The organism is Brevundimonas sp. LjRoot202 (assembly GCF_964253355.1).
In the GTDB taxonomy this organism is placed as follows: Bacteria; Pseudomonadota; Alphaproteobacteria; order Caulobacterales; family Caulobacteraceae; genus Brevundimonas.
Window position 1 is genome coordinate 144,742 of sequence record NZ_CAXUQW020000003.1, and the last position, 23,556, is coordinate 168,297.

The 23,556-nt window shown below is 71.3% G+C and carries 28 protein-coding genes; 9 read left to right on the top strand and 19 right to left on the bottom strand.

The features are described from left to right. From ACSQ1L_RS08595 to ACSQ1L_RS08605, 3 genes are all read right to left on the bottom strand, one after another. Positions 1-528 (bottom strand): hypothetical protein, encoded by a 528-nt coding sequence (locus ACSQ1L_RS08595; RefSeq protein WP_435993954.1) that lies wholly within the window; start codon positions 526-528, stop codon positions 1-3. Continuing rightward, positions 525-1,019 carry a hypothetical protein gene (locus ACSQ1L_RS08600; protein WP_435993956.1) on the bottom strand — a complete coding sequence of 165 codons (495 nt, stop codon included), beginning with the start codon at positions 1,017-1,019 and terminating at the stop codon, positions 525-527. Before ACSQ1L_RS08600 ends, ACSQ1L_RS08595 begins: the two co-directional genes overlap by 4 nt. An 83-nt stretch (positions 1,020-1,102) precedes the next feature. Beyond that, a complete protein-coding gene (locus ACSQ1L_RS08605; RefSeq protein WP_435993958.1) occupies positions 1,103-1,666 on the bottom strand; it encodes a hypothetical protein in 564 nt (187 codons plus the stop codon). Between the two features lie 130 nt (positions 1,667-1,796). Between ACSQ1L_RS08605 and ACSQ1L_RS08610 the strand changes: the two genes are divergently transcribed. After that, positions 1,797-3,086 (top strand): cation:proton antiporter, encoded by a 1,290-nt coding sequence (locus ACSQ1L_RS08610; RefSeq protein WP_435993960.1) that lies wholly within the window; start codon positions 1,797-1,799, stop codon positions 3,084-3,086. Positions 3,087-3,112: 26 nt separating this feature from the next. Then, the gene (locus ACSQ1L_RS08615) at positions 3,113-3,910 is read left to right on the top strand and encodes an enoyl-ACP reductase FabI (RefSeq protein WP_435994254.1); all 798 of its coding nucleotides are present in this window, start codon (positions 3,113-3,115) and stop codon (positions 3,908-3,910) included. Positions 3,911-3,913: 3 nt separating this feature from the next. Here the strand turns inward: ACSQ1L_RS08615 and rph are convergent, their stop codons facing one another. Beyond that, entirely contained in the window at positions 3,914-4,639 is a 726-nt protein-coding gene (gene rph, locus ACSQ1L_RS08620) for a ribonuclease PH (protein WP_435993962.1), read from the bottom strand. Positions 4,640-4,703: 64 nt separating this feature from the next. On the opposite strand from rph, the gene ACSQ1L_RS08625 reads away from it, so the two are divergent. Genes ACSQ1L_RS08625 through grpE form a run of 3 tightly spaced genes read left to right on the top strand, consistent with a single transcriptional unit; the run spans position 4,704 to position 6,963 of the window. Further along, positions 4,704-5,243 carry a GNAT family N-acetyltransferase gene (locus tag ACSQ1L_RS08625; RefSeq protein ID WP_435993964.1) on the top strand — a complete coding sequence of 180 codons (540 nt, stop codon included), beginning with the start codon at positions 4,704-4,706 and terminating at the stop codon, positions 5,241-5,243. Then, positions 5,240-6,328 carry a heat-inducible transcriptional repressor HrcA gene (gene hrcA, locus ACSQ1L_RS08630; RefSeq protein ID WP_435993966.1) on the top strand — a complete coding sequence of 363 codons (1,089 nt, stop codon included), beginning with the start codon at positions 5,240-5,242 and terminating at the stop codon, positions 6,326-6,328. Before ACSQ1L_RS08625 ends, hrcA begins: the two co-directional genes overlap by 4 nt. A gap of 35 nt (positions 6,329-6,363) precedes the next feature. Beyond that, complete coding sequence (grpE, locus tag ACSQ1L_RS08635) at positions 6,364-6,963, top strand: nucleotide exchange factor GrpE (protein ID WP_435994256.1); 600 nt, start codon at positions 6,364-6,366, stop codon at positions 6,961-6,963. A 37-nt stretch (positions 6,964-7,000) separates the two neighbouring features. Here the strand turns inward: grpE and ACSQ1L_RS08640 are convergent, their stop codons facing one another. From ACSQ1L_RS08640 to ACSQ1L_RS08650, 3 genes are all read right to left on the bottom strand, one after another. Then, the gene (locus ACSQ1L_RS08640; RefSeq protein ID WP_435993967.1) at positions 7,001-7,903 is read right to left on the bottom strand and encodes a dienelactone hydrolase family protein; all 903 of its coding nucleotides are present in this window, start codon (positions 7,901-7,903) and stop codon (positions 7,001-7,003) included. Between the two features lie 74 nt (positions 7,904-7,977). After that, positions 7,978-8,592, bottom strand: coding sequence for an alpha-ketoglutarate-dependent dioxygenase AlkB (locus tag ACSQ1L_RS08645; RefSeq protein ID WP_435993969.1), 615 nt, complete (start codon positions 8,590-8,592; stop codon positions 7,978-7,980). Positions 8,593-8,594: 2 nt separating this feature from the next. Beyond that, entirely contained in the window at positions 8,595-8,960 is a 366-nt protein-coding gene (locus ACSQ1L_RS08650; protein ID WP_435993971.1) for a hypothetical protein, read from the bottom strand. Between the two features lie 298 nt (positions 8,961-9,258). Here ACSQ1L_RS08650 and dnaK point away from each other — a divergent pair, with 298 nt between their 5' ends. The 3 genes from dnaK (at position 9,259) to dapB (ending at position 13,324) form a co-directional block, all read left to right on the top strand. Further along, positions 9,259-11,184, top strand: a complete 1,926-nt coding sequence (dnaK, locus tag ACSQ1L_RS08655) for a molecular chaperone DnaK (RefSeq protein ID WP_435993973.1) — start codon at positions 9,259-9,261, stop codon at positions 11,182-11,184. A 170-nt stretch (positions 11,185-11,354) separates the two neighbouring features. After that, positions 11,355-12,554: a molecular chaperone DnaJ gene (gene dnaJ, locus ACSQ1L_RS08660; RefSeq protein ID WP_435993975.1), complete on the top strand. Its 1,200-nt coding sequence runs from the start codon at positions 11,355-11,357 to the stop codon at positions 12,552-12,554. 20 nt (positions 12,555-12,574) lie between these two features. Next, the gene (gene dapB, locus ACSQ1L_RS08665; RefSeq protein ID WP_435993977.1) at positions 12,575-13,324 is read left to right on the top strand and encodes a 4-hydroxy-tetrahydrodipicolinate reductase; all 750 of its coding nucleotides are present in this window, start codon (positions 12,575-12,577) and stop codon (positions 13,322-13,324) included. A 139-nt stretch (positions 13,325-13,463) separates the two neighbouring features. Here dapB and ACSQ1L_RS08670 read toward each other — a convergent pair whose 3' ends face one another. The 3 genes from ACSQ1L_RS08670 to coaBC all read right to left on the bottom strand — a co-directional run bounded on the left by ACSQ1L_RS08670 (position 13,464) and on the right by coaBC (position 15,716). Next, a complete protein-coding gene (locus ACSQ1L_RS08670) occupies positions 13,464-13,829 on the bottom strand; it encodes a hypothetical protein (RefSeq protein ID WP_435993979.1) in 366 nt (121 codons plus the stop codon). A 74-nt stretch (positions 13,830-13,903) separates the two neighbouring features. Then, positions 13,904-14,353 (bottom strand): dUTP diphosphatase, encoded by a 450-nt coding sequence (gene dut, locus ACSQ1L_RS08675; RefSeq protein ID WP_435993981.1) that lies wholly within the window; start codon positions 14,351-14,353, stop codon positions 13,904-13,906. A gap of 139 nt (positions 14,354-14,492) precedes the next feature. Continuing rightward, positions 14,493-15,716: a bifunctional phosphopantothenoylcysteine decarboxylase/phosphopantothenate--cysteine ligase CoaBC gene (gene coaBC / locus ACSQ1L_RS08680; protein WP_435993983.1), complete on the bottom strand. Its 1,224-nt coding sequence runs from the start codon at positions 15,714-15,716 to the stop codon at positions 14,493-14,495. A gap of 121 nt (positions 15,717-15,837) precedes the next feature. Here coaBC and ACSQ1L_RS08685 point away from each other — a divergent pair, with 121 nt between their 5' ends. Continuing rightward, the gene (locus ACSQ1L_RS08685; RefSeq protein WP_435993985.1) at positions 15,838-16,359 is read left to right on the top strand and encodes an S-type pyocin family protein; all 522 of its coding nucleotides are present in this window, start codon (positions 15,838-15,840) and stop codon (positions 16,357-16,359) included. 14 nt (positions 16,360-16,373) lie between these two features. On the opposite strand, the gene ACSQ1L_RS08690 is transcribed toward ACSQ1L_RS08685, so the two are convergent. From ACSQ1L_RS08690 to ACSQ1L_RS08730, 9 genes are all read right to left on the bottom strand, one after another. After that, positions 16,374-16,790, bottom strand: a complete 417-nt coding sequence (locus ACSQ1L_RS08690) for a helix-turn-helix domain-containing protein (RefSeq protein WP_435993987.1) — start codon at positions 16,788-16,790, stop codon at positions 16,374-16,376. A gap of 162 nt (positions 16,791-16,952) precedes the next feature. Next, positions 16,953-18,545, bottom strand: coding sequence for an apolipoprotein N-acyltransferase (gene lnt / locus ACSQ1L_RS08695; RefSeq protein ID WP_435993989.1), 1,593 nt, complete (start codon positions 18,543-18,545; stop codon positions 16,953-16,955). Continuing rightward, the gene (ybeY, locus tag ACSQ1L_RS08700; protein WP_435993991.1) at positions 18,532-18,993 is read right to left on the bottom strand and encodes an rRNA maturation RNase YbeY; all 462 of its coding nucleotides are present in this window, start codon (positions 18,991-18,993) and stop codon (positions 18,532-18,534) included. Before ybeY ends, lnt begins: the two co-directional genes overlap by 14 nt. Then, on the bottom strand, positions 18,990-19,985 hold the full coding sequence (locus ACSQ1L_RS08705; protein ID WP_435993993.1) for a PhoH family protein: 996 nt from the start codon (positions 19,983-19,985) through the stop codon (positions 18,990-18,992). The genes ybeY and ACSQ1L_RS08705 overlap by 4 nt, the downstream gene beginning before the upstream one ends. Position 19,986: 1 nt before the next feature. After that, positions 19,987-21,417, bottom strand: coding sequence for a tRNA (N6-isopentenyl adenosine(37)-C2)-methylthiotransferase MiaB (miaB, locus tag ACSQ1L_RS08710; protein ID WP_435993994.1), 1,431 nt, complete (start codon positions 21,415-21,417; stop codon positions 19,987-19,989). A gap of 48 nt (positions 21,418-21,465) precedes the next feature. Continuing rightward, a complete protein-coding gene (locus ACSQ1L_RS08715) occupies positions 21,466-21,942 on the bottom strand; it encodes a Fur family transcriptional regulator (RefSeq protein WP_435993996.1) in 477 nt (158 codons plus the stop codon). A gap of 27 nt (positions 21,943-21,969) precedes the next feature. Beyond that, positions 21,970-22,404: a GNAT family N-acetyltransferase gene (locus ACSQ1L_RS08720; protein ID WP_435993998.1), complete on the bottom strand. Its 435-nt coding sequence runs from the start codon at positions 22,402-22,404 to the stop codon at positions 21,970-21,972. Next, positions 22,401-23,090, bottom strand: coding sequence for a tRNA (adenosine(37)-N6)-threonylcarbamoyltransferase complex dimerization subunit type 1 TsaB (gene tsaB, locus ACSQ1L_RS08725; protein ID WP_435994000.1), 690 nt, complete (start codon positions 23,088-23,090; stop codon positions 22,401-22,403). Before tsaB ends, ACSQ1L_RS08720 begins: the two co-directional genes overlap by 4 nt. Before the next feature lie 22 nt (positions 23,091-23,112). Continuing rightward, positions 23,113-23,499, bottom strand: coding sequence for a helix-turn-helix domain-containing protein (locus ACSQ1L_RS08730; RefSeq protein ID WP_435994002.1), 387 nt, complete (start codon positions 23,497-23,499; stop codon positions 23,113-23,115). Between the last annotated feature and the right edge of the window lie 57 nt (positions 23,500-23,556).

Below are 23,556 nucleotides of genomic sequence, written 5' to 3' on the forward strand. Positions count from 1 at the left end.
CTACCAGCCGCTCTCCGCCGCGGCCGACGTGATACAGCCGGCCGCGGCCGCGCGCTGCTGCATGTATGTCGGCGAGGCGGGGTCCAGCGCGGCCTCCAGATCGAGGGTGATCGACTGCCGTTCGGGGTTGAACAGCCGCTTGCCGAGGCCGACGCAGAGCCATTGGGCTGCGGCGTCGGCCCCGCGCCCGGAGGCCAGCACGACCACGGTCGCGCCGGTCGCGCCGTCCCGTTCCAGATACCGGCGGACACACTCCCGCGAATCCTGGGCCGATATCGTGCAGTGCTGATAGCGTTCCGTATCCAGCCCGCTCGGCATGAATCGGAACCAGCCGCCGCCCGCCGTCGCCCCGCTTTCGAGCGAGGCCAGCAGGGCTTCGTTGGCCGCGCGCCGCGACTCGTCCATGTGCGGGCTGGCGGCCATCAGCACCTTGACCCCCAGCGGAGGGGGCGACTGCGCGGCGGCGGCCGGCGCGGCGACGAGGCCGACGGCCAGCAAGGCCAGCCGCATGCGGGTCGGGGCTTTCACCAGCCGCTCTCCGCCGCGGCCGCCAGGATGCAGCCGGCCGCGGCCTGGGCGTTGCTATCCTCGGCGCCGGGCGTCCGTTCGATGCCGGGACGGCGCTGGCGGTCCTCCTGGCTCGGGCCGTCACCGACGCCGATGCAGGTCCAGCCGACGTGGAACCCCGGCGCGGGGCGGACCAGCACGACCACCGTCGGCGGCCCCTCCATCCGCGCCGCGCCCCGGTCGGCCAGCACGCCCCGGACGCAGGCCTCGGGGTCCACCCCCGTCGCGCCGCAGCCGTCGAAGTCGGCGCTGGTCAAGGCCGGCTCGGCCCGGCGAAACCAGCCGCTTCCGTCGTCGGGGGCGATGCGGGCGAGCAGCGCATCGTTGAAGACGTCGTCTCCGCCCGACGCATAGACCAGCACCGCCACGTCCGGCGCCGGCGGGGCGAGGGCCGCGACCGGCGCCGCGCCGGCGAGGGCGAGGCCGGCGAGGAGGGGAGCGAGGCGGTGCATGGGCGATCTCCGGTCTGGACGACGGACCTTACCCGTCGGCCGCGCGAGCGCCACCCGACGACTTCTGACCCACCCGACGGTCATCAAAGCGGAGCCGGCTTCGGCCCGCCGGGCGTTTCGGACAGAGCGGCGTCGATGCAAGCTGCCAAGGCGTCCTGGTCGCGGTTCCAGTCGTTGACTCCGTGCACCCGCGCCGAGCCGGGCCACAGCCAGGTGTCCTGGGCGCTGGCGTCGACGGCCCCGTCGCCGCGGCCGTAGCACAGCGCGCGCATCGTCCCCCTGTGGTTCCGGGGCCGCGCGTCGGGATTGTCCGTGAACACCACGACCACGTACGGCGGCGTCTCCGGCGTCGGCGCCCGATGCAGGCTGAAACGCGCGCAGAAGGCCAAGCCGCCCTCCGGTGCGTCGTCCTCGCAGGAGCGGAAGTCATCCAGCGGGACGGCCGGCTCGACCAGGCGGTAGCGGCCGAACCGGTCGTCGCCAAGACTGTCCAGCACGATGCGCCCATGCTTGATCTGGCCCTGACGGGCTTCGTCCAGCGTCACCACCACGACGGCCACCCGGGGTCGAGGTTCGGCAGTCTGGGCGAGGACCGGGTCCGCGAACCCGCAGAGGGCCAGCCCGGCCAGAAGGAACAGCGCGCGCATCCGAAGGACTCCGATCAGCGTTGTTGCAGACTGCCCCGCTTTTTCGGGCGGCGACAGCCCACCAAACCTGACGCCGGAGCCCGGCCTGACCCCCGATCCCTACATCCTGTTCCTGTTCGGCCTCGGCGCCGTGGTCCTGCTGGTCTCATGGGCTCCGGTCGGGCTCAAGCGCGTGCCGCTGACCCTGGCCATCCTGTGCGTGGCCCTGGGCGTGCTGGTGTTCAGCACCGGACTGCTGGCCTTCGATCCCGATCCCCGGACCTGGGACACCGTCACCGAGCGGCTGACCGAACTGGTGGTCATCATCGCCCTGATGGGCGCCGGCCTGAAGCTGGACCGGCCGCTGGGCTGGCGCCGCTGGTCCTCCACGTGGCGGCTGCTGGCCGTCGCCATGCCCCTGACCATAGCGGCGGTGGCCTGGCTGGGCGTCGCCGGCCTCGGCTTCAGCTTGGCCATGGCCCTGCTGCTGGGCGCGGCCATGGCCCCGACCGACCCGGTCCTCGCCGCCGACGTCCAGGTCGGCCCCCCGGCGTCCGGCGACGAGGACGAGGTTCGCTTCGGCCTGACCTCGGAAGCCGGTCTCAACGACGCCCTGGCCTTCCCCTTCGTGCACCTGGCCATCCTCGCCGCGGCCGGCGGCCTGGCCTCGACCGGCGCCCTGACGGACTGGGTCGCCGTCAAGGTGGCGTGGAAGCTGCTGGCCGGGGCGGGCGTGGGCTTCGTCGTCGGTCGGGCCTTCGCCTTCCTGCTGTTCCACAACGCCCGGGCGGGGGGGATTCGCTTCGGCGACGGCCTCGTGGCCCTGGCCGCGACCCTGCTCGCCTACACGGCGACCGAACTGGCCCACGGCTACGGCTTCCTCGCCGTCTTCATCTGCGCCCTGACCATCCGCTCCGGCGAACGGGACCATGTGTTCCATCAGGAGATGCACGACTTCTCCGACCAGATCGAGCGGTTGCTGATCATGCTGCTGCTGGTGCTGTTCGGCGGGGCGCTGTCCAATGGCCTGCTGGACGCCCTGACCTGGACCGACGCCCTGGTCGGCCTCGCGGTGGTGTTCGTCGTGCGGCCGGTCGCGGGCCTGGTCGCGATGCTCGGCTCCAGCCACCCGATGCGCGAGCGGCTTCTGCTGGCCTTCCTCGGCATCCGCGGCGTCGGCTCGGTCTATTATGTGGCCTACGGCATCAACCACGGCGACTTCGGCGACAGCGAGCGGCTGTGGGCCGTCGTCGGCTTCATCATCCTCGTCTCGATCCTCGTCCACGGCGTCACCGCCGCGCCCCTGCTCGAGCGGCTGGCCCGGCGGCGACGGGACGGGAACGACGCGGACTTCCGCCCGGAGCCGGCCCCTGCTACCCAGCCGGACACACGACCGCCCGCAGCCGCGCCTCCGCGCGCCGGGCCCAGGCAAGGAGACTGACCATGGCGAGCGCCGAAGGCTGGAACATGCCCACCGGAACCCTGATGCAGGGCAAGAAGGGGCTGATCATGGGGGTGGCCAACGCCAACTCGATCGCCTGGGGCATCGCCTCCCAGCTGGCGGCCCAGGGCGCCGAACTGGCCTTCACCTACCTCGGCGAGGGGCTGGAGCGCCGGGTGCGGCCGCTGGCCGAGAGCGTCGGGGCCAAACTGCTGATCCAGGCCGACGTCACCGACGACGCCTCTATGGACGCCGCCTTCGCCGAGCTGGAGAAGGAATTCGGGACCATCGACTTCGTGGTTCACTCGGTCGCCTTCGCCAACAAGGACGAGCTGAAGGGCTCCTTCGTCGACAACACCAGCCGCGACAGCTTCCTGCTGGCCATGAACATCTCGGCCTTCAGCTTCGTCGACGTGGCCAAGCGGGCCTCGAAGCTGATGCCCAACGGCGGCTCGCTGGTGACCATGACCTATCTCGGCTCCGAGCGGGCCATCCCCAACTACAACACCATGGGCGTGGCCAAGGCGGCGCTGGAGGCGGCGACCCGCTACATCGCCCGCGACCTCGGGCCGAAGGGCATCCGCTGCAACGCCATCTCCGCCGGGGCCATGCGCACCCTGTCGCTGGCCGGCATCTCGGGCGGCCGCGGCATGATCGCCCAGGGCCGGGCCATGTCGGCGATGAAGGAGGACACCTCGATGGAAGGCGTCGCCGGCGCCGCCCTGTGGCTGTGCTCCGACCTCGGCCTGTCGACCACCGGCGAGATCATCCACGTTGACGCCGGCTTCCACATGATGGGCCTGCCGGACGGGGACGAGGGCTGACCCCTACCGCCCCAGGGCGGCCCGCTGCATCGCGAACAGTTCGGCGCAGCCGCCTTCGGCCAGCTGGAACAGCCGGTCGAACTCGCCCCGCGTGAAGCCGCGCTTCTCGCCGGTGGCCTGGATCTCGACGATGGTCCCCGAGCCGGTCAGGACGAAATTGCTGTCGGCCTCGGCGGTGGAATCCTCCTCGTAGTCGAGGTCCAGCACCGGCTGGTCGTTGCACACGCCGCACGACACCGCCGCGACCTGGTCGAGGATCGGATCGGCCTTCAGCACCCCCTCGGCGCGCAGGTAGTCGAAGGCCGAGGCCATCGCCACCCAGGCGCCGGTGATGGCCGCCGTGCGGGTGCCGCCGTCGGCCTGGACCACGTCGCAGTCCAGCACCACCTGCCGTTCGCCCAGCGCCTTGAGGTCGACCACGGCGCGCAGCGAGCGGCCGATCAGCCGCTGGATTTCCTGCGTCCGGCCGGTCTGCTTGCCCGAGGCGGCCTCGCGCCGGCCGCGGGTGTGGGTGGCGCGGGGCAGCATGCCGTATTCCGCCGTCACCCAGCCCTGACCCTTGCCGCGCATCCAGCCCGGGACGTTCTCCTCGACCGAGGCCGTGACCAGCACCTTCGTATGGCCGAAGGTCACGAGGCACGAACCCTCGGCGTAGCGGTTGATCCCCGTCTCCAGCGTCACGGCGCGGAGCTGTTCGGGGCTGCGTTCGGAGGGACGGGCGGTCGACATGAGCGATTTCCTTGGACGGGGCGGCGGGGCTGCTTATCCTGAAACCGTGAGCCTGTATTCCCCAATGTCCATGCCTTCCGAGGTCCGGCTGCGCCCTGCGACGGTCGACGACGCCGGCCTGCTGGCCGGCTGGGATCGCGAGCCGCACGTCATCGCCTGCTCGACCGACGACCCGGACGCGGACATCGCCTTCGGCGGCATCGAATGGCGCGAGGAGCTGTCGGACCAGTCGGAGGTCAGCTTCTACCGCATCGCCGAGATCGACGGCCGGGCCATTGGCGTCATGCAGGTCATCGACCCGCACCGGGAACCGACCCGTTACTGGGGCGATATCGAGCCGAACCTGCGGGCCCTGGATATCTGGATCGGCCCGAAGGACGCGCTCGGCCACGGCTACGGCACGCAGATGATGACCCTCGCCATCAACGATTGCTTCGCCGACCCGGCGGTGACCGCCATCGTCATCGACCCGCTGGCGTCGAACACGGACGCGCACCGTTTCTACCAGCGGCTGGGCTTCGAGCCGGTCGGGCGGCGGATGTTCGACGCGGACGACTGCCTGGTGCACCGGCTGTTCCGCGAACGGTGGGAGGCGCGATCATGACCAGCTTCGCCGGCGCCCCCTTCGGCGGACCCTCCCTGAGCCTGCCCGCCCTCGACGAGCGCGCCCGCGACATCTTCCGCCGCATCGTCGAGAGCTATCTGCAGACCGGCGAGCCGGTCGGGTCGCGGACCCTGTCGCTGACCGGCGTGGCCCTGTCGCCGGCCTCGATCCGCAACACCATGCAGGACCTGACGCTGGCGGGCCTGCTCGGCTCGCCCCACACCTCGGCGGGACGCATCCCGACCCACGCCGGCCTGCGCCTTTTCGTCGACGGTCTGCTCGAGGTCGGCGACGTCGGGGCCGAGGAGCGGCGCGAGATCGACGCCCGGCTGGCCGGCAGCGGCCGCAGCTTCGATGAGGCGCTGAACGAGGCCTCCTCCCTGCTGTCGGGTCTCGCCGGCGGGGCCAGTATCGTGGCCAGCCCGGTGCGTGAGGCCGGGGTCAAGCACGTCGAGTTCGTGGCCCTGGGCCACGACCAGGCGCTGGCCGTGCTGGTCGCCGACGACGGCACGGTCGAAAACCGGCTGATGCCGCTCAAGGCCGGAGTCACCCCCTCGACCCTGACCGAGGCCTCGAACTTCCTCAACGCCCGCCTGAAGGGCCGCCCCCTGCACGAGGCGCGCACCGAGATGCGCACCGAGCTGGACGCCGCCCGCCGCGACCTCGACGCCGCCGCGGCCCGGCTGGTCGAGGACGGGCTGGCCGCCTGGTCCGGCGGGGCCGAGCGCGAGCGCGCCCTGATCGTGCGCGGCCGAGCCAACCTGTTGCACGACCGCGAGACGGTCGAGGACCTCGAAAGGGTCCGGGTTCTGTTCGACGACCTGGAGCAGAAGGAGCAGCTGATCGGCCTGCTGGACGGCGTGTCCACCGCCCAGGGGGTGCGCATCTTCATCGGCGCGGAAACCAGACTCTTTTCGCTTTCGGGTTCCGCCGTGATCGCGGCGCCCTATATGACGGGCCGCCAGCGGGTGCTGGGCGCCATCGGCGTCATCGGCCCCGCGAGACTGAACTACGCCCGTGTCATACCGTTGGTGGACTACACCGCCCGGGTGCTGGGCCGGATTCTGGACGGACAAGAGACTTGAGCGACATTCACGACGACACCCCGACCTCCGAGGAACTGGCCGCCGATATCGGTGAGACCGAAGGCTTTGACGCGGAACAGGACGACGGCCTCGGACCGATCGACGCCCTGATCGCCGAGCGCGACCAGTGGAAGGACCGCGCCCTGCGCGCCGTCGCCGAGGCCGAGAATACGAAGAAGCGCGCCGAGACCCAGTCCAACGACGCCCGCGCCTACGCCATCCAGCGATTCGCCCGCGACCTGCTGGGCGTGGCCGACACGCTCGAGCGCGCCCTCGCCGCCGAGCTGGGCGGCAGCCAGGACCCGGCCGTGGCCAATCTGGTCAAGGGGCTGGAGTTGACCCACAAGTCGCTGCTGTCGGCCTTCGAGGCCAACAATCTGAAGCGCGTCGCCCCCGAACCGGGCGAGGCCTTCGACCCGCACCTGCACCAGGCCATGATGGAACAGCCGTCCGACGCGGTTCAGGGCGGCCAGGTGATCCAGACCCTGCAGGCCGGCTACGCCTTGTTCGGCCGCACCGTGCGCCCGGCCATGGTCGTTGTCGCCGCCAAGGGCTCGGGCGCGGCGGCGGGCAATGCGGCCTATGCCAAGGCCTCGGACGAGGGCGACGGCGGCAATTTCGACAAGAAAGCGTGAGGTTCCTTCTCCCCCTAGGGGAGAAGGCTGACGCCCGCTACTTCAGCCGCCGCTCGAACAGCGCCAACAGCTTCGCCCAGCCGTCCTGCGCGGCGTTCGGGCTATAACTGTCGCGATAGTCGGCGTGGAAGCCGTGGGGCGCGCCCGGATAGACCACGATCTCGCTTTCCGTCTGTCCCGCGCGTTGCAGCGCGCTGCGCATGGCCTCCACGCTGGTCAGCGGAATACCCCGGTCGGCCTCGCCGTACAGGCCCAGCACCGGCGCCTTGAGGTCGTCGGCCAGGTCCACCGGCCACGGCCCGCCGGCGGCCGCCCGCTCCGGCGTCGCGTCGGCAGGCGGGGCGAGGCGGCCGTACCAGGCGACGCCAGCGTCGATGGCGGCGAACCGCGCCGCCGCCTGCCACACCACCTTGCCGCCCCAGCACCAGCCGGTGATGCCGACCCGTTCGGCGTTGGCCCACAGCTGCTGGCTGGCCCAGTCGAGGGTGGCGGCGACGTCGCCCATGACCTGTTCGTATCCCGCCTCGGCCACGATCGCCTGCACCCGCGCCATGTCGGCCAGCGGGGCGGGGTCCTCGACCCGGTTGAAGAAGGCCGGCGCGATGGCGGCGTAGCCGGCCTTGGCCAGCCGGCGGCAGATGTCGCGGATGTACTCGTGCACGCCGAAAATCTCGGACACGACGATCACCACCGGAAAAGGCCCGGCGCCGGTCGGCCGAGCCGCATAGATCGGCAGGTCGAAGCCGTCCGGGGCGGGGATGGTTGTGGTCTCGATGGTCAGATCGTCGTCGTTGGTGGTGATCGGCGCGGCCTGGCGGGCGAGCGCGGCGGGCGCATAGCCGGCGAAGAACAGGCCGCCCAGTCCGCCGGTCGCCAGGGCGCGGCGGCTGAAGCGGAAATCGTCGGCCTGGGGACCTTCGGGACGGATCAGATCTGGCATGGGGACCTCCGGCTCGGGAAAGCGGGACAGTGCCGTGGGCGCCCCGGGGCGTCGAGTCACGATTGCCGTGAGGCTCAGGCCGCGCGCCGCAGGGTCAGGTTGAGCCGTCCGCCGCCCGGGATCAGGTTCGAGGAACCCGCCAGCAGCCGGTCGATCCCATGCCGCGCCAGCCTTGCGGGCCCGGTCAGGGCGCAGACGTCGCCCGAGGCCAGCCGCATCGACCGGGTCGGCCCGCCCTCCGCCGCCCCGATCCGGAACACCGCGGTATCGCCCAGCGACACCGACAGCACCGGCGCGGCCCTGTCGGCCTCGTCGAGGTCCTGATGCAGGCCCATCCGGGCGCCTTCGCGATAGAGGTTGACCAGACAGGCGTCCGGCGGCTCCGGCCAGCCGGTCAGTTCGCTCCACAGCTCCAGCAGCCGCTCCGGCATCGGCGGCCACGGCGCGCCGGTCGCTGGATGGACGGGCTGATAGCGGTAGCCGCCGCGGTCCGAGACCCAGCCCAGCGGCCCCAGATTGCTCATCTCGACCGAGAACGGCCGCCCGCTCCGGGTCGTCGGCCGGTAGAAGGGCGCCGCCTCGACCGCTTCCATCACCTCGTCGCGCAGCGCGGCCTGTTCATCCGGCGACAGGGCCCCCGGCCAGAGGCGGAATCCCTCCAGCCCGGTCTCGATCTCGCGCCGGATCACGCTCAGCGGGTCAGGTAGTAGTCGGCGATGCGGCAGACGTTGATGTTTTCGCGCAGCAGCGTCTGGCCGCCCGCGAGCTCGGCGCGCAGATCGTAGAGGCAACCGCCGGCCCCGGCGTCGATCGTCACCGGCACGCTGGCTCCGGTCGCCACCGCGGTTCCGGCCAGCAGGTCCGGGCCGAACTCGCCCGTCCGCACGTCGGCGGCCTGCAGCTTCTGCAAGGCCGCGCCGGTCTGGTTGTGGATGCGGACCCGCCGGTTCTGGCCATCGCTCGACTGGCCCCAGGACGCCGGGGCGGCCGCCGTGAATCCGGCGAGGCCGAGCGCGGCGGCGATAGCGGCGGCGATGATTGGTCTGCGGGCGGTCATGGCCCTCTCCCCTGCCTGGCCCGTCCCCGTCTGGGCAGGGGCCGTGGCGCCCATTATATGCCGTTGCGCGCTTCGTGACACACCTGACGGAGACTGACGCTGAATCGCGATCAGGCCTTGCGGGCAGGGCCCAGTTTCCCATATCGGCGACAGCCGTCGGAAAACCCCGCAGACCGTGGGGCTTTGCGCCGGAACCGTACAATTGACCCAAGACCCTGACACCGGGGGCGGTCACGCGCGGCGCTTCGCTCTAAAAGGCCGCCGCACCGCCCGCTGAAATGGAGTGAAAGACCAACACATGGCCAAGATCATCGGCATCGACCTGGGCACCACCAACTCGTGCGTCGCCGTCATGGACGGCAAGAACCCCAAGGTCATCGAGAACGCGGAAGGCAACCGCACGACCCCGTCGGTCGTGGCCATCCAGGACAATGGCGAGGTGCTGGTCGGCCAGCCCGCCAAGCGTCAGGCCGTGACCAACCCGACCAACACCTTCTTCGCCATCAAGCGCCTGATCGGCCGCGCCTTCACGGACCCCGTGGTGGCGAAGGACAAGGACATGGTGCCCTACGAGATCGTCAAGGGCCCGACCGGCGACGCCTGGGTCAAAGCCCACGGCAAGGACTATTCGCCCCAGCAGGTCTCGGCCTACACCCTCGGCAAGATGAAGGAGGCCGCGGAGGCCTACCTCGGTGAAACCGTCACCCAGGCCGTCATCACCGTCCCCGCCTATTTCAACGACGCCCAGCGTCAGGCCACCAAGGACGCCGGCAAGATCGCCGGCCTCGAGGTTCTGCGCATCATCAACGAGCCGACCGCGGCCGCCCTGGCCTACGGCCTCGACAAGGCCGAGGGCCAGAAGATCGCCGTCTACGACCTCGGCGGCGGCACCTTCGACGTCTCGATCCTCGAGATCGGCGACGGCGTGTTCGAGGTGAAGTCGACCAACGGCGACACCTTCCTCGGCGGCGAGGACTTCGACCTGCGCCTCGTCGACTACCTGGCCGACGAGTTCAAGAAGGAGCAGGGCGTCGACCTGCGCTCCGACAAGCTGGCCCTGCAGCGCCTCAAGGAAGAGGCCGAGAAGGCCAAGAAGGAGCTCAGCTCCACGACCCAGTACGAGGTCAATCTGCCGTTCATCACCATGAACGCCTCGGGCCCGCTGCACCTCAACATCAAGCTGTCGCGCGCCAAGCTGGAGGCCCTCGTCGAGGACCTGGTCCAGCGCACCATCGAGCCGTGCCAGAAGGCCCTCAAGGACGCCGGCCTCAAGGCCTCGGACATCGACGAAGTGGTGCTGGTCGGCGGCATGACCCGCATGCCCAAGGTGCAGGAGGCCGTGAAGGCCTTCTTCGGCAAGGAGCCGCACAAGGGCGTCAACCCGGACGAGGTCGTGGCGCTGGGCGCCGCGGTCCAGGCCGGCGTGCTGCAGGGCGACGTCAAGGACGTGCTGCTGCTGGACGTGACCCCGCTGACCCTCGGCATCGAGACGCTGGGCGGCGTGTTCACCCCGCTGATCGAGCGCAACACCACCATCCCGACCAAGAAGAGCCAGACCTTCTCGACCGCCGACGACAACCAGTCGGCCGTGACCATCCGGGTCTTCCAGGGCGAGCGGCCGATGGCGGCCGACAACAAGATCCTCGGCCAGTTCGACCTGATGGGCATTCCGCCGGCCCCGCGCGGCATGCCGCAGATCGAGGTCGCCTTCGACATCGACGCCAACGGCATCGTCCACGTCACCGCCAAGGACAAGGCGACCAACAAGGAACAGTCGATCCGCATCCAGGCCAACGGCGGCCTGTCGGACGACGACATCGAGAAGATGGTCAAGGAAGCCGAGGCCAACGCCGCGGCCGACAAGGCCCGCAAGGACCTGGTCGAGGCCCAGAATTCGGCCGACAGCCTGATCCACTCGACCGAGAAGGCCATGTCCGAGCACGGCGACAAGATCGACGAGGCCGGCAAGACCGCCATCGAGGCCGCCATCGCGGACCTGAAGACGGCCAAGGACGGCACGGACGCGGACGCCATCCGCGAGAAGACCAACACCCTGGCCCAGGCCTCGATGAAGCTGGGCGAGGCCATGTACGCGGCCTCGCAAGGGTCGGGCGACGGCGCCGCCGCCGAGGCCCCGGCCGATGACGGCGTGGTCGACGCGGAGTTCGAGGAGGTCTCCCCGGACGCCGAGGCCGACGCCGGCGACGAAAAAAAGAGCGCGTAAGCCACAGGCTCCGCGCAATCGCTACGGCCCCGCTTGTCACCCGACGGGCGGGGCCGTTTCATAAAACTTGCATCAGTCGGCCGGGCGCCCATGTCAGCCCGGTCAGCCCTTCCGGTCAGCGGCCCATAGAGGCGGCGGCGGGAACGGCAGGGTAAGAGGACGAACGCCAGATGGCGACGCGTGACTATTACGAGGTTCTGGGCGTCGAGCGGACCATCGACGCCGCCGGGCTGAAATCCGCCTACCGCAAGCTGGCCATGCAGCACCATCCCGACCGCAACGGCGGGTGCGATGAGTCCATGGCCCGCTTTAAGGAGATTTCCGAGGCCTACAGCGTCCTCTCGGACGAGCAGAAGCGCGCCGCCTACGACCGCTTCGGCCACGCCGGCGTCAACGGCGGCGGCGGCGGCAATCCGTTCGGCCAGGGTCAGGGCTTCGCCGACGTCAACGACATCTTCTCCCAGGTCTTCGGCGACGCCTTCGGGGACGTCTTCGGCGGTCGGCAGGGCGGCGGCGCCCGCCAGCACGGCCCGCGGCGAGGCTCGGACCTGCGCTACGACCTCGAGATCACCCTTGAGCAGGCCTACAAGGGCGCCGACGTCGAGATATCGGTGCCGACCACCGCCACCTGCGAGACCTGCGAGGGCTCCGGGGCCAAGAAGGGCACCAAGCCGACCACCTGCACCACCTGCCAGGGCGCCGGCCGCGTGCGCTCCGCCAACGGCTTCTTCCAGGTCGAGCGGACCTGCCCGCGCTGCGGCGGCCACGGTCAGATGATCGCCGAGCCGTGCACCACCTGTCACGGCCACGGCCAGGTGCGCAAGAACCGCAAGCTGCAGCTGAAAGTCCCTGCGGGCGTGGACGACGGTTCGCGCATCCGCCTGTCGGGCGAGGGCGACGCCGGCCAGCGCGGCGGCCCGCGCGGCGACCTCTACGTCTTCCTGTCGGTGACCCCGCACGAGCTGTTCGAGCGCGACAACCTCGACCTGCTGGTCACCGTGCCCGTGCCCATGACCACGGCGGCGCTGGGCGGCGAGATCGACGCCCCCTGCCTGGTGTCCGAGGCCTGCGACGGCCGCTGCAAGGCGCCGGTGACAGTCCCGGCGGGCGCCCAGACCGGCCGCACCGTGCGCATCAAGGGCAAGGGCATGCCGCATCTGAACGGCAAGAACCGCGGCGACCTGGTGGTCGAGCTGTTCGTCGAGACCCCGACCGACCTGACCGCGCGCCAGAAGGAGCTGCTCGAGGAGCTGGCCGCCTCGCTGGGCGACACCCAGACGCCGCGCAACTCGTCGTTCGCCGGCAAGGCCAAGCGCTTCTGGGCCGACATCCTCGGGGCCGAGCCCGGGGCGCGGGAAACGGCCCAGTGAATCCTGCCGGGGGGCATCCGATGAGCGCCATCTTCCACGCCGGCATCTCCGGCGCCCGGGGCCGTATGGGCCGCGCCGTCTCGGCCGTGCTGGACGCGCGCGAGGACGTCGTCGTCGCCGCCCGCTTCGACCGCGGCGAGACTCCCGACCTGTCGCTGTGCGACGTGATCATCGACTTCTCGACGCCCGAGGCCTCGGTCGAGCTGGCCCGCGCCAGCGCCGCGCGCGGCGGCCCCGCACTGGTCATCGGCTCGACCGGTCTGAGCCCCGAACAGGACGCCGAGATCCTCAAGGCCGCCGGGACGGTCGCCATCGTCCGCAGCGGCAATTTCTCGCTCGGCGTCAACATCCTGATCGGCCTGGTCGAGCACGCCGCCCAGCGGCTGGACGCGCGCGACTGGGACATTGAGGTGCTCGAGACCCACCACCGACGCAAGGCCGACGCGCCCTCGGGGACCGCCCTGATGCTGGGCGAGGCCGCCGCCAGCGGGCGGGGCGAGGATCTGGCCGACGTGCGCAGCGCCCCGTACGACGGCCTCACCGGCGAACGCCAGAGCGGCCGCATCGGCTTCGCGTCCCTGCGCGCCGGCGGGGTTATCGGCGAGCACACCGTGCTGTTCGCTTCGGACGACGAGACCCTGACCCTGAGCCATTCGGCCATCGACCGGTCCCTGTTCGCCAAGGGCGCCGTCGCCGCCGCCGCCTGGGTCCGCAACCGCAAGCCCGGCCTCTACGACATGCAGGACGTGCTGGGGTTCCGGCAGGCCTGACGCCCCGGCAGGCTCACCCTGCAAGAGCTGCCGCGCGGCTCGCGGCTCGCGGCTTGAGCGCGCGAAGCGCCAGGCGGCGTCGGGTCGACGGGGCGGAGCCCTGTGACCGCCCCCCCAAAAAGCCGAGGAGCTCCGGCCCTCAGTGCGCGGCTCTGCGGCGACCGTGGCCGCCGCCGGTGACCAGCGACTTGATCAGGAAGAACACGGCGATGACGATCGCATAGCCCAGGAACAGGGCCAGCACCGACATCCAGAATCCCAGCGTCAACAGGTCCGGCAGGACGAAGGCCGCGCCGTCCAGCACCGGCCGGATCACCCCGATGGCCACATGCACCAGGGCCGCGCCGAGCGCCGTGGCCCACAACCGGCTCCACGCCGGCATCAGCAGGGCCGCGATGATCGCGATCAGCAGCCCCATGACCTGGTTGACGCCGTCGAACCCACCCTGGGCCAGACCGAACACGCCGCCCAGGAACGCGCAGACCGAATCGAACAGGGACTCCATAGGCCGACCTCCGTTTCTCCCGGCCAGCTTGGCCGTGCGGCAGGGTTAACGCCGCTCGCCGCGAATGGCTCCGCTTACCGTCCGGTCGAGCCGAAGCCGCCCGCCCCGCGCGCCGTCTGGTCCAGCGCCTCGACCTCGACCAAGGCCGCCTGTTCGCAGCGGGCGACGACCAGCTGGGCGATGCGTTCGCCGCGCCGGATGACGAACGGCTCCTGCCCCAGGTTGGCGAGGATGACCCCGACCTCGCCGCGATAGTCGCTGTCGATCGTGCCCGGCGAGTTCAGGCAGGTCAGCCCGTGCTTCAGCGCCAGCCCCGAGCGCGGCCGCACCTGCGCCTCATAGCCCGGCTCCAGCGCGATCTTCAGGCCGGTGGGCACCAGCGCCCGAGCGCCGGGCGCGAGGATCATCGGCGTCTCGTCCGCCACCGCCGCGCGCAGGTCCATCCCGGCCGAGCCCGAGGTTTCGTAGGCGGGCAGCGGCAGGCCCTCGGCATGCGGCAGGCGTTCGACGCGGAGGGTCGTCATGGCGTGGCGTGATCCCGTGTGGAGGCCCGTCAGAGGGCGATGTCTCGTCCGCCGATCTTATCGCGCTTGTCGCCAGAGCGCTGTCCGGCGTGACGCGTCCGGAACGTCCTTGTGGACAAGCTGTGGAAAACGGAACCGTTCAGGCGAAATGGCCGGCGATCCGGGCGGCCAGCTTGCGGGCCACGCCGGTCTTGGGCTGGCGCGGCCAGCTCTCGGCCCCGCCCTCGCGCGTGAACAGCGTCACCGCATTGTCCCCGGATCCGAACACGTCGCCGGACACGTCGTTGCCGACGATCCAGTCGCAGCCCTTGCGCGATAGCTTGGCCCGGGCGTTGGCCTCCAGATCGGCGGTTTCCGCGGCAAAGCCGATAACCAGCGTCGGCCGGGTCTTCCCCGGCGCCGACACCCCCGCGAGGATGTCTGGATTCTCGATCAGGGCCAGCGATGGCGGGCCGCCCGGAGCCTTCTTGATCTTGCCCGAGGCCACGCCGTCCACCCGCCAGTCCGCCACGGCGGCGCTCATCACCGCGATGTCGGCGGGCAGCGCCGCCTGGACGGCGGCCTGCATCTCGCGCGCCGTCTCCACCCAGACCCGCTCGACGCCGACCGGAGCGGGCAGGGCGACCGGCCCGGAGACCAGCGTCACCCGCGCGCCCAACGCGGCCAGCGCCTCGGCGATGGCGTAGCCCTGTTTGCCGCTGGAGCGGTTGGTGAGGCCCCGCACCGGATCGATCGGCTCGAAGGTCGGTCCGGCCGTAACCACCGCATGGCGCCCCGCCAGGGGCCGACCGTCGGGCCCGGCCAGCAATCCCTCGATGGCGCCGAGGATCGCCGCCGGCTCGGCCATGCGGCCCGGTCCGAACTCACCGCAGGCCATCTCGCCCTCGTCCGGCCCGACCACCGCGACGCCGTGGAAGCCGCCGAAGCCCTCAAGCCGTTCGACATTGGCCTGCACCGCCGGGTGCAGCCACATCCGCACGTTCATCGCCGGGGCCAGCAGCACCCGCTTGTCCGTGGCCAGCAGGGTCGTCGAGGCCAGGTCGTCGGCCAGCCCGTTGGCGGCCTTGGCGATCAGCCCCGCCGTGGCCGGGGCGACCACCACCAGGTCGGCCCAGCGCGACAGCTCGATATGGCCCATCGCCGTCTCGTCCTCGGGCATGAACAGCGCCTGTCGCACCGGATGGCCGGTCAGGGCGGCCAGCGACATGGGGGTGACGAACTCCGCCCCGGCGGCGGTCAGGACGCTCATCACCTCGGCGCCGGCCTTTTTCAGCAGACGCACCAGCTCCAGCGCCTTGTAGGCGGCGATGCCGCCGCCGACGATCAGCAGGATCTTCCGTCCGGACAGCGGGGCTGGGGTCATGGCCCTGATCTAGCGATGCGGCCCGCCGGCGTCGAGGGAGGCGCGGCCAAACAAGAACATTGCAAGAACAATATGCCATCGTTATGGTAGTGCCGGCAGGTTCAGACCATTGGAGGGTGTGATGATCGGCACGGATGCGAGGGTGGCGTGGGCGGCCGGGGCGGCGCTGGCGCTGCTGGGGCTGGCCGGATGCGGCAACGGCGGCTCGGCGGTCGAGACGCGGGATCGCGCGGCCGAGGGGGCGGAGGCGGTGCTGACCTCGGCGGCGGGCGCTCCGGCGCAGGCCGCGGAGACCGGCCGGGACAAGAGGGCGCCGGCCCTGACCGCCAACCGGCGCGAAACGGTCGACGCCAAGGTCGCGCGCCTGTTCGAACGCAACGGCGCCGATTTCGACGCGGTCTCGGCCGAGGACTATCTGGCCAAGGTGCGGGCCTTCACCACACGGCCCCCGGCGGGCGCCGAGCGGGTCGAGCGACCCAACGGCGACGTGCTGTTCTATGAGGCCTCGACCAACACCTTCGCCGTGGTGTCGCGCGACGGCGTGGCCAAGACCATGTTCAAGCCGCGCGAGGGCGCCGCCTACTGGGCCGAACAGAAGGCGGCCGCGCCCGGCTTCGGGCGGCGGTCACAGTCAGGGGAGTAGGGCGGACGCGACTCTCAGGCCTCGTCGGCGTCCCGGCGGTCGGCCATGTCCCGGACCAGCTCCAGCGCCAGCTTCTGCTGCCGGGTGGACAGCTGGGGGGCCAGGCGGCTGATCTCGATGGTGTAGCGGGTGGCCGGAAAATCGTGGTCGAAGGTCCCGCCGCCCTCCGCCATGCCGGCGGCCTGGGCGCCGTTGAGGCCCTCGAAGAAATAGCCGATGTCGACCTTGAAGAAGCGGGCGATGTCCCAGAGCTTGGACGCCGAGATGCGGTTCGCGCCCTTTTCGTATTTCTGGATTTGCTGGAAGGTCAGACCCAGGGCGCGACCGAGATCGCTCTGGTTATAGCCGAGCGCCAGCCGTTTCTCGCACACCCGGCGGCCCACATGCCGATCCACGGGATGGGGTCCATCCTCGCCCTTGCCTCTGGCCATTTCTCGTCTTGCCCTTTTGTGGGTGAAGCTCGCTCTGAATGCGCCAGCTTGGGCCCGCTGTCACGGAAAAACACCCGATTCAAGGTCAACATGCAATGTATGGTTGCGCCGCCGTTTGGGGCCCGCACCGACCACGGGAAAATCGCCCGGTTGGGGTTGAAATCAGGGCCGCGGACGGGCTCGGAGCCGCCCCGCCATGGCCGGGACGAACGCCAGGATCAGGCCGAAACCGAACAGTAGATCGCCGAGCCGGCCATAGATCGTCGCCGCGGCCGGCGCCGGCAGACGGGCGTCGATCACGCCGCTTTCACCCGGCTCCAGCCGCTGGTCGCCGACGACCCGGCCCCACGGATCGATCATCGCCGAGACCCCGGTCGGGGTCGAACGCACCACCGGCAGCCCCGTCTCGATGGCCCGATAGCTGGCCAGGTTGAGGTGTTGCAGCGGCCCCGAGGTCCGCCCGAACCAGGCGTCGTTGGAGATGTTGACGATCCAGCGCGGCCGCGCCGCGCCGCCGGGCGTGAACCCCGGATACAGGCTCTCGTAGCAGATCAGCGGCTGCACCGACGGCAGGCCGGGAATGTCGATCGGCGCGGGCAGCGGACCGGCGCTGAAATCCAGCGGCATATGGGTCAGGCTGCGGACGCCCAGCGAGCCCAGCAGGCCGCCGGCGGGCAGGTATTCGCCGAACGGCACCAGCCGGTATTTGTCATAGGTGGCGGTGATCCTCAGACCCTCGCCGCCCTCGTCGGTCAACGCCAGCAGGCTGTTGTAATAATACGCGCCGTCCGGAGCGGCCGGATTGGCCACGCCCCGGCCGAGCCCGAGGATCAGGGTCTGGCCCGGCTGCACCGCCCGGGCGATGGCCGCCGCGTCCGGCGAGCCGGGCGCGAACACCTGGTTGGCCGACGCGGGCAGGGCGCCCTCGGGCCAGATCACCACGTCCGGAACCACCGCGCCGGGCCGCGCCGTCAGGTTCACATAGCGGTCGACGATGCCGCGATAGGCCTCGGGCGTCCATTTCGACTCCTGCGCCACGTCGGCCTGGACGATGCGCACCACCGTGTCGGTCAGGGCCAGGCGCGCGCCCGACAACCGCACCGCGCCGCCGACGACCAGGGCCCCCAACGCCACGGCGCCGAGAACGGCCGCGCCGATCCGGGCCTTGCGCGGTCCGGCCGCCGCCAGCGGACCAAAGGCGGAGACCGCCGCCACCGTCACCAGGCCGAGGCCGTAGACCCCGGCCACCGAGGCGAACTGCGACGCCGCCGAACCGGCCTCCCAGCTGGCTCCCGCCGGGTTCCACGGGAAGCCGGTCAGCACGTGGCCGCGCAGCCATTCCAGCAGGCAGAACAGGCCCGCGAAGACCAGCGCCCGTCCCACGCCGCCCGGGTTGAACCGCCGATAGAGGGCCGTCGCCGTCCCCCAGAACAGGCCCAGGCCGATCGGCAGCAGCGACGCCGCGAACGGGGCCATCCAGGCCTGGGCCGGATTGACCAGGAAGGCCTCGGCCACCCACCAGCAGCTGATGAAGAAATAGGCGAAGCCGGCCAGCCAGCCCATCCAGAAGCCGCCGCGCGTGGTCGCCGACCGCTCGGCCAGCAGCATCAGCAGCGGATAGCCCAGCAGGCCCGGCAGGAGTCCGAACGGCGGATGGGCCAGGGCCGCGCCCGCGCCGGCGAACAGCGCCAGGGCGATGCGGCCGAAGCGCAGGATCAGGCGGTCGCGGCGGACGGCGGGGTCAAGGTTGAACATCGGCCCTGTATGGGTCGGCGACGCCCAGGGTGGCAAGGATGCTCCGCTCCTCGGCCTCCATCTCCTCCGCCTCGGCCTCGATCTCGTGGTCCCGGCCCAGCAGGTGCAGCACGCCGTGGACGGTCAGGTGCGACAGATGATCGGCGAGGGTCTTGCCCTGCGCCCCGGCCTCGGCCGCGCAGACGCCGAAGGCCAGCACGAGGTCACCGAGGTGCGGCGCGCGCCCCGGAAGCGTCATCTCCGCTGCCGGGAAGGACAGCACATTGGTCGGCCGGTCCTTGTCGCGAAAGCGCGCGTTGAGCTCCCGCACCGTCGCGTCGTCGGTCAGCAGAACCACCACGTCGCCCTCGACGGCCCCAAGGGCGGCGGTCGCCGCGCGCGAGGCCACGGCGGCGGCGTCCGCCAAGGCCGCCGTCCACGCCTCGTCCTCGATCTCGACCTCGATCATGCGTCCGGATCTTCCAGATCGGCGGCCGGGCGGTGCTTCGCCGCGTCGGCGTCGTAGGCGCGGACGATGCGCTCGACCATGGCGTGGCGGACCACGTCCTGGGCCTGGAAGGTCTGGATGGCCACGCCCTTGACCCCGTCGAGGATGCGCAGCGCGTGGCGCAGGCCGGAATCGCGCGGGTTCAGCAGATCGATCTGCGACGGATCGCCGGTGACCACCATCCGCGCGCCCTCGCCCAGCCGGGTCAGCACCATCTTCATCTGCAGCCGCGAGGTGTTCTGGGCCTCGTCGACGATGATGAAGGCGTGGGCCAGGGTCCGGCCGCGCATGAAGGCGATCGGGGCCGCCTCGATCTCGCCCTTGTCGCGCCGCCGGCGCACGTCGTCGGGCCCGAGAATGTCGTTCAGCGCTTCCCAGATCGGGGCCAGATACGGATCGACCTTCTCGTTCAGGTCGCCCGGCAGGAAGCCCAGCTTCTCGCCCGCCTCGACCGCCGGCCGGGTGATGACCAGCCGGTCGACCTGTCCCCGCCGCAGGAGAGAAGCTCCGTAGGCCGCCGCCAGAAACGTCTTGCCCGTGCCCGCCGGCCCGACCCCGAAGGTCAGTTCGCAGCGCGACAGCATGTCGAGATAGTTGGCCTGGGCCGCCGTCTTGGGCGCGATCGCCCCACGCCGGCCGACCGGCAGGGCGATGGCGTTGGGCGCCACCGTCCCCTGCCCGTTCCGCGGCTGGGTCGCCGCCGCCCCCAGCGCGGTGCGCACGTCGGCCTCGGTGATCACCGCGCCCGTGTCGGCCCGCTCCGCCAGGGTCTGGATGACCCGCTTCGCCTGGGCGCGGTCGCGGCTCGAGCCGTTGATGGTCACCCCGCCCCCGGGGGCCTCGACCAGCACCTTGAAGGCGTCCTCGATCAGGGCGACGTGGCGGCTGTGGGGACCCACGACGGCGCGCAGGGCGGCGTCGTCCAACGCCAGGAACTCACTCTCACGCGCCACTCTAGGGGGCCCCTACCGCTTGGCTCGCGGAGCCTCGCTGCTCGAGGGGCGTGCTCTTCTGTTCCGTCACCAAAGCTCCTGTCAGGCTGTTTTGCTGGCCATGCTCGATCGTCACCGGAACGATCTGCCCGATCAGATGATCCGCGTCATCGACATGCACCGACTGCAGATAGGGCGACCGGCCGACCGCCTGCGCCCCGTGGCGGCCCTTGCGCTCGAACAGCACCGGCATGGTCCGCCCCGCCTGCGCTTCGTTGAAGGCGGTCTGCTGTCCGGTCAGCAGGGTCTGCAGCGCATGCAGCCGCTCGCGGCTCACGTCGCCCGGAACCTGCGCCATCGTCGCCGCCGGCGTGCCGGGACGCGGCGAATACATGAAGGAGAAGGCCGAGGCGTATCCGACCTTCCGGACGAGATCCATCGTCTGCTCGAAGTCGGCGTCGGTCTCGCCGGGGAAGCCGACGATGAAGTCGCCCGACAGCGCCATGTCCGGCCGGCCGCCGCGGATGCGGTCAACCAGCTCCAGATATTTCGCCCGCCCATGCTTGCGGTTCATCAGCCTCAGGATGCGGTCCGAGCCCGACTGCACCGGCAGGTGCAGATAGGGCATCAGCGCCTCCAGCTCGGCGTGCGCTGCGATCAGCTCGTCCGACATGTCGTTGGGATGGCTGGTGGTGTAGCGGATGCGATCCAGCCCCGGGATCTCCGCCAGCGCATACGCCAGCCGCGCCAGGCTGGACGGCTTTCCGTCCGGCCCCTCGCCGTCATAGGCGTTGACGTTCTGGCCCAGCAGGGTGACCTCGCGCACGCCCCGCGCCGCCAGCTCCCGCGCCTCGGCCAGCACGTCCGCCACGGGCCGCGACCACTCGGCGCCACGGGTATAGGGCACCACGCAGAAGGTGCAGAATTTGTCGCAGCCCTCCTGCACGGTCAGGAAGGCCGTAACTCCCTCGCCGCCGCGCGGGACCTGCAGGGCGTCGAACTTCTCATTCGGCGCGAAGTCGGCCCCGATGCGCTCGCCCCGCGCCCGGGCGGTGCGGGTCAGCAGCTCGGGCAGCTGGTGATAGGCCTGCGGCCCGACCACCAGATCGACCGCCGGCTGCCGCTTGATGATCTCCTCGCCCTCGGCCTGGGCGACGCAGCCGGCCACGGCGATGGTCATCGCCCCGCCCTTGCCCTCCTTCATCACCCTCAGCTTGCCGAGCTCCGAATAGACCTTCTCGGCCGCCTTCTCGCGGATGTGGCAGGTGTTGAGGATGACGAAGTCGGCGTCCTCGGCCGTGTCGGTCGGCGCATACCCCAGCGGGCGCAGCACGTCGGCCATGCGCTCGGAGTCATAGACGTTCATCTGGCAGCCGTAGGTCTTGATGAACAGGCGCTTCGGCGCGGCGCCCGCCTCGTCCGTCCCGGGCGGCGAAACAACGGTCTCGGTCATGGATCGGCTTTTAAGGCCCCGGCGCGGTTCGCGCCATGCCCCGCGCGCCTAGGCGTCTTCGGAGTCCGGACGCGCCGCGCGGCGCTCGAACACCAGCCCCTCGCGCTTGGACGGCTCCGCGCCGGGGATCGGCTTGCCGTAGAGCTCGAGCTTGTGACCGACCAGTTCGAAGCCCAGCCGTTCCGCGATCTCGGTCTTCAGCCGTTCGATCTCGGCGTCGAAGAATTCGATCACCTCGCCCGAGCGGGTGTCGATCAGGTGGTCGTGGTGATCGTCGCCCGCCTCTTCGTAGCGCGAACGCCCGTCGCCGAAGTCGTGCTTCTCGACGACCCCGGCCTCTTCGAACAGCCGCACCGTGCGATAGACGGTGGCGATCGAGATGTGCGGATCGATGGCCGAGGCGCGGCGGTACAGCTCCTCGACGTCGGGGTGGTCCTCGGCGCTGGACAGGACGCGGGCGATGACGCGCCGCTGCTCGGTCATGCGCATGCCGCGTTCGGCGCAGAGTTTCTCGATCCGGTCCATGGCGACAGGATAGGCGGGGTCGGCGGCCTAGGGAAGCCGGGCGGTCAAGTTGAGCGCCAGAAGCAGGGCGTCGCGCCGGCCGCCGTCCGCGGCGGCGTAGTATCCGGGCCGCCGTCCGGCCTCCGCAAAGCCCGCGCGGGCGTAGAGCGCCCGGGCCGCGGCGTTGTCCTCGGCGACCTCGAGAAACACCCGCCCGGCGCCCCTCGCCGCCGCCGCCAGCACCCCCTCGCCGACCAGTCGCACGCCCTGTCCGCCGCGCCGCGCCGCTGGGCGCACCGCCAGGGTCAGGATCTCCGCCTCGTCGGCGACGGTCCGCATGAGGATAAATCCGTCCGGCGCCTCGACCGCGAACACCCCGGTCTGGGCCAGCAGGTCCGCGAAGGCCGCCTCGCTCCACGGCGTCTCGCCGGGCTGGTCGAAGGCCTCGGCGTGGATCGAGGCGAGCCGCGCGGGGGCTGTCATGGCGCCGGCGGCCGGGGCTGGCCGGGCAGGCGGGTCGGCGGCGTGGCGTCGGGCGCCCGCAGATAGAGCGGCCGCGGCGGGCTTTGGGCTGGATCGGCCGCCGCCGTCAGTCGGGCCAGCGCCTCGGGCGACGGGCCGGCGAGGTCCAGCGCCGCCGCGCCCGGAACGTCGTCCGCGATCAGGGCCGCGCCGGAGCCGACCAGACGCGCGCCGTCGCCCAGCGCCGTCGCCCGATCCCGCGCCGCCTCGATCGACAGGGCTTCCGCGGGCCCCTCCGCCACCCCGTCGCGCCAGAAACGGGCGTAGACTTGGCCCCGCCGCGCGTCGATCAGCGCCGCCACAGCGGACCCCGGCCCCGCCGAGGCGGCCAGGGCGTCAAGCGTCGAAATCCCGACCACCGGCCGGCCCAGCGCCGCGCCGAGGCCCTGGGCGAAAGCCAGGCCGACCCGCAGGCCGGTGAACGACCCGGGACCGACGGTGACGCCGATCCGGTCGATCCCGTCGAACCCGCCCGCCTCGGCCACGGCGTCGCGGGCCATGCCGGCCAGCCGTTCCTGGTGGCCCTTGCTCATCGCCTCGGACCGCAGGCCCAACGGCCGCGCCGCCCAACCCTCGCCTCCGGCCTCCACCGCGAACACCCCGGCGCTGCACAGGCCCAGCGCCGTATCGACGACCAGCACCCTCACGACGCCGCTCCCCGGCCGGCGGTCAGTCGCGGGCCAGCGCCCGCACGATGCGCGCCACCGCCTTGCGCAGGTCGCGGTCCTCGATCCTGGGCCAGGCCGCCGCCACGGCCCGGCCGTCCGGCGAGGCGGTCATGTGGCGCAGCGCCTCCCAGCCGCTGTCGGCCGGTTGACGCGCCGTCTCGACCGGCGGGAAGAAGGCGTCGACCGAGGTGGCCAGCACCGTCGCCACCCGGTGCAGCCGCGAGGCCGAGATGCGGTTCTGGCCGGTCTCGTATTTCTGGACCTGCTGGAAGCTGACGCCCAGCTGCTGCGCCAGCGCCGTCTGCGACAGGCCGAGCGCCGAGCGGCGCAGGCTGATCCGCGCGCCGACGAAGGCGTCTACCCGTTCCGGTCCGCCGGTCCTGCTCATGACCCCGCTCCCCCTGTTCAGGACGAAACCGTTTCATGGAAACGCAAATGTTGCAAC

Coding starts and splice junctions, on each gene's coding strand:
- ACSQ1L_RS08650 (WP_435993971.1), bottom strand. CDS start 8,960: ATGACCGCCCGCAGACCAATCATCGCCGCCGCTATCGCCGCCGCGCTC.
- lnt (WP_435993989.1), bottom strand. CDS start 18,545: ATGTTCAACCTTGACCCCGCCGTCCGCCGCGACCGCCTGATCCTGCGC.
- ACSQ1L_RS08685 (WP_435993985.1), top strand. CDS start 15,838: ATGATCGGCACGGATGCGAGGGTGGCGTGGGCGGCCGGGGCGGCGCTG.
- dut (WP_435993981.1), bottom strand. CDS start 14,353: ATGACGACCCTCCGCGTCGAACGCCTGCCGCATGCCGAGGGCCTGCCG.
- dnaJ (WP_435993975.1), top strand. CDS start 11,355: ATGGCGACGCGTGACTATTACGAGGTTCTGGGCGTCGAGCGGACCATC.
- dnaK (WP_435993973.1), top strand. CDS start 9,259: ATGGCCAAGATCATCGGCATCGACCTGGGCACCACCAACTCGTGCGTC.
- ACSQ1L_RS08720 (WP_435993998.1), bottom strand. CDS start 22,404: ATGACAGCCCCCGCGCGGCTCGCCTCGATCCACGCCGAGGCCTTCGAC.
- ACSQ1L_RS08730 (WP_435994002.1), bottom strand. CDS start 23,499: ATGAGCAGGACCGGCGGACCGGAACGGGTAGACGCCTTCGTCGGCGCG.
- ACSQ1L_RS08715 (WP_435993996.1), bottom strand. CDS start 21,942: ATGGACCGGATCGAGAAACTCTGCGCCGAACGCGGCATGCGCATGACC.
- ACSQ1L_RS08690 (WP_435993987.1), bottom strand. CDS start 16,790: ATGGCCAGAGGCAAGGGCGAGGATGGACCCCATCCCGTGGATCGGCAT.
- ACSQ1L_RS08640 (WP_435993967.1), bottom strand. CDS start 7,903: ATGCCAGATCTGATCCGTCCCGAAGGTCCCCAGGCCGACGATTTCCGC.
- miaB (WP_435993994.1), bottom strand. CDS start 21,417: ATGACCGAGACCGTTGTTTCGCCGCCCGGGACGGACGAGGCGGGCGCC.
- hrcA (WP_435993966.1), top strand. CDS start 5,240: ATGACCAGCTTCGCCGGCGCCCCCTTCGGCGGACCCTCCCTGAGCCTG.
- ACSQ1L_RS08600 (WP_435993956.1), bottom strand. CDS start 1,019: ATGCACCGCCTCGCTCCCCTCCTCGCCGGCCTCGCCCTCGCCGGCGCG.
- dapB (WP_435993977.1), top strand. CDS start 12,575: ATGAGCGCCATCTTCCACGCCGGCATCTCCGGCGCCCGGGGCCGTATG.
- ACSQ1L_RS08670 (WP_435993979.1), bottom strand. CDS start 13,829: ATGGAGTCCCTGTTCGATTCGGTCTGCGCGTTCCTGGGCGGCGTGTTC.
- ACSQ1L_RS08605 (WP_435993958.1), bottom strand. CDS start 1,666: ATGCGCGCGCTGTTCCTTCTGGCCGGGCTGGCCCTCTGCGGGTTCGCG.
- ybeY (WP_435993991.1), bottom strand. CDS start 18,993: ATGATCGAGGTCGAGATCGAGGACGAGGCGTGGACGGCGGCCTTGGCG.
- rph (WP_435993962.1), bottom strand. CDS start 4,639: ATGTCGACCGCCCGTCCCTCCGAACGCAGCCCCGAACAGCTCCGCGCC.
- coaBC (WP_435993983.1), bottom strand. CDS start 15,716: ATGACCCCAGCCCCGCTGTCCGGACGGAAGATCCTGCTGATCGTCGGC.
- ACSQ1L_RS08625 (WP_435993964.1), top strand. CDS start 4,704: ATGTCCATGCCTTCCGAGGTCCGGCTGCGCCCTGCGACGGTCGACGAC.
- ACSQ1L_RS08615 (WP_435994254.1), top strand. CDS start 3,113: ATGCCCACCGGAACCCTGATGCAGGGCAAGAAGGGGCTGATCATGGGG.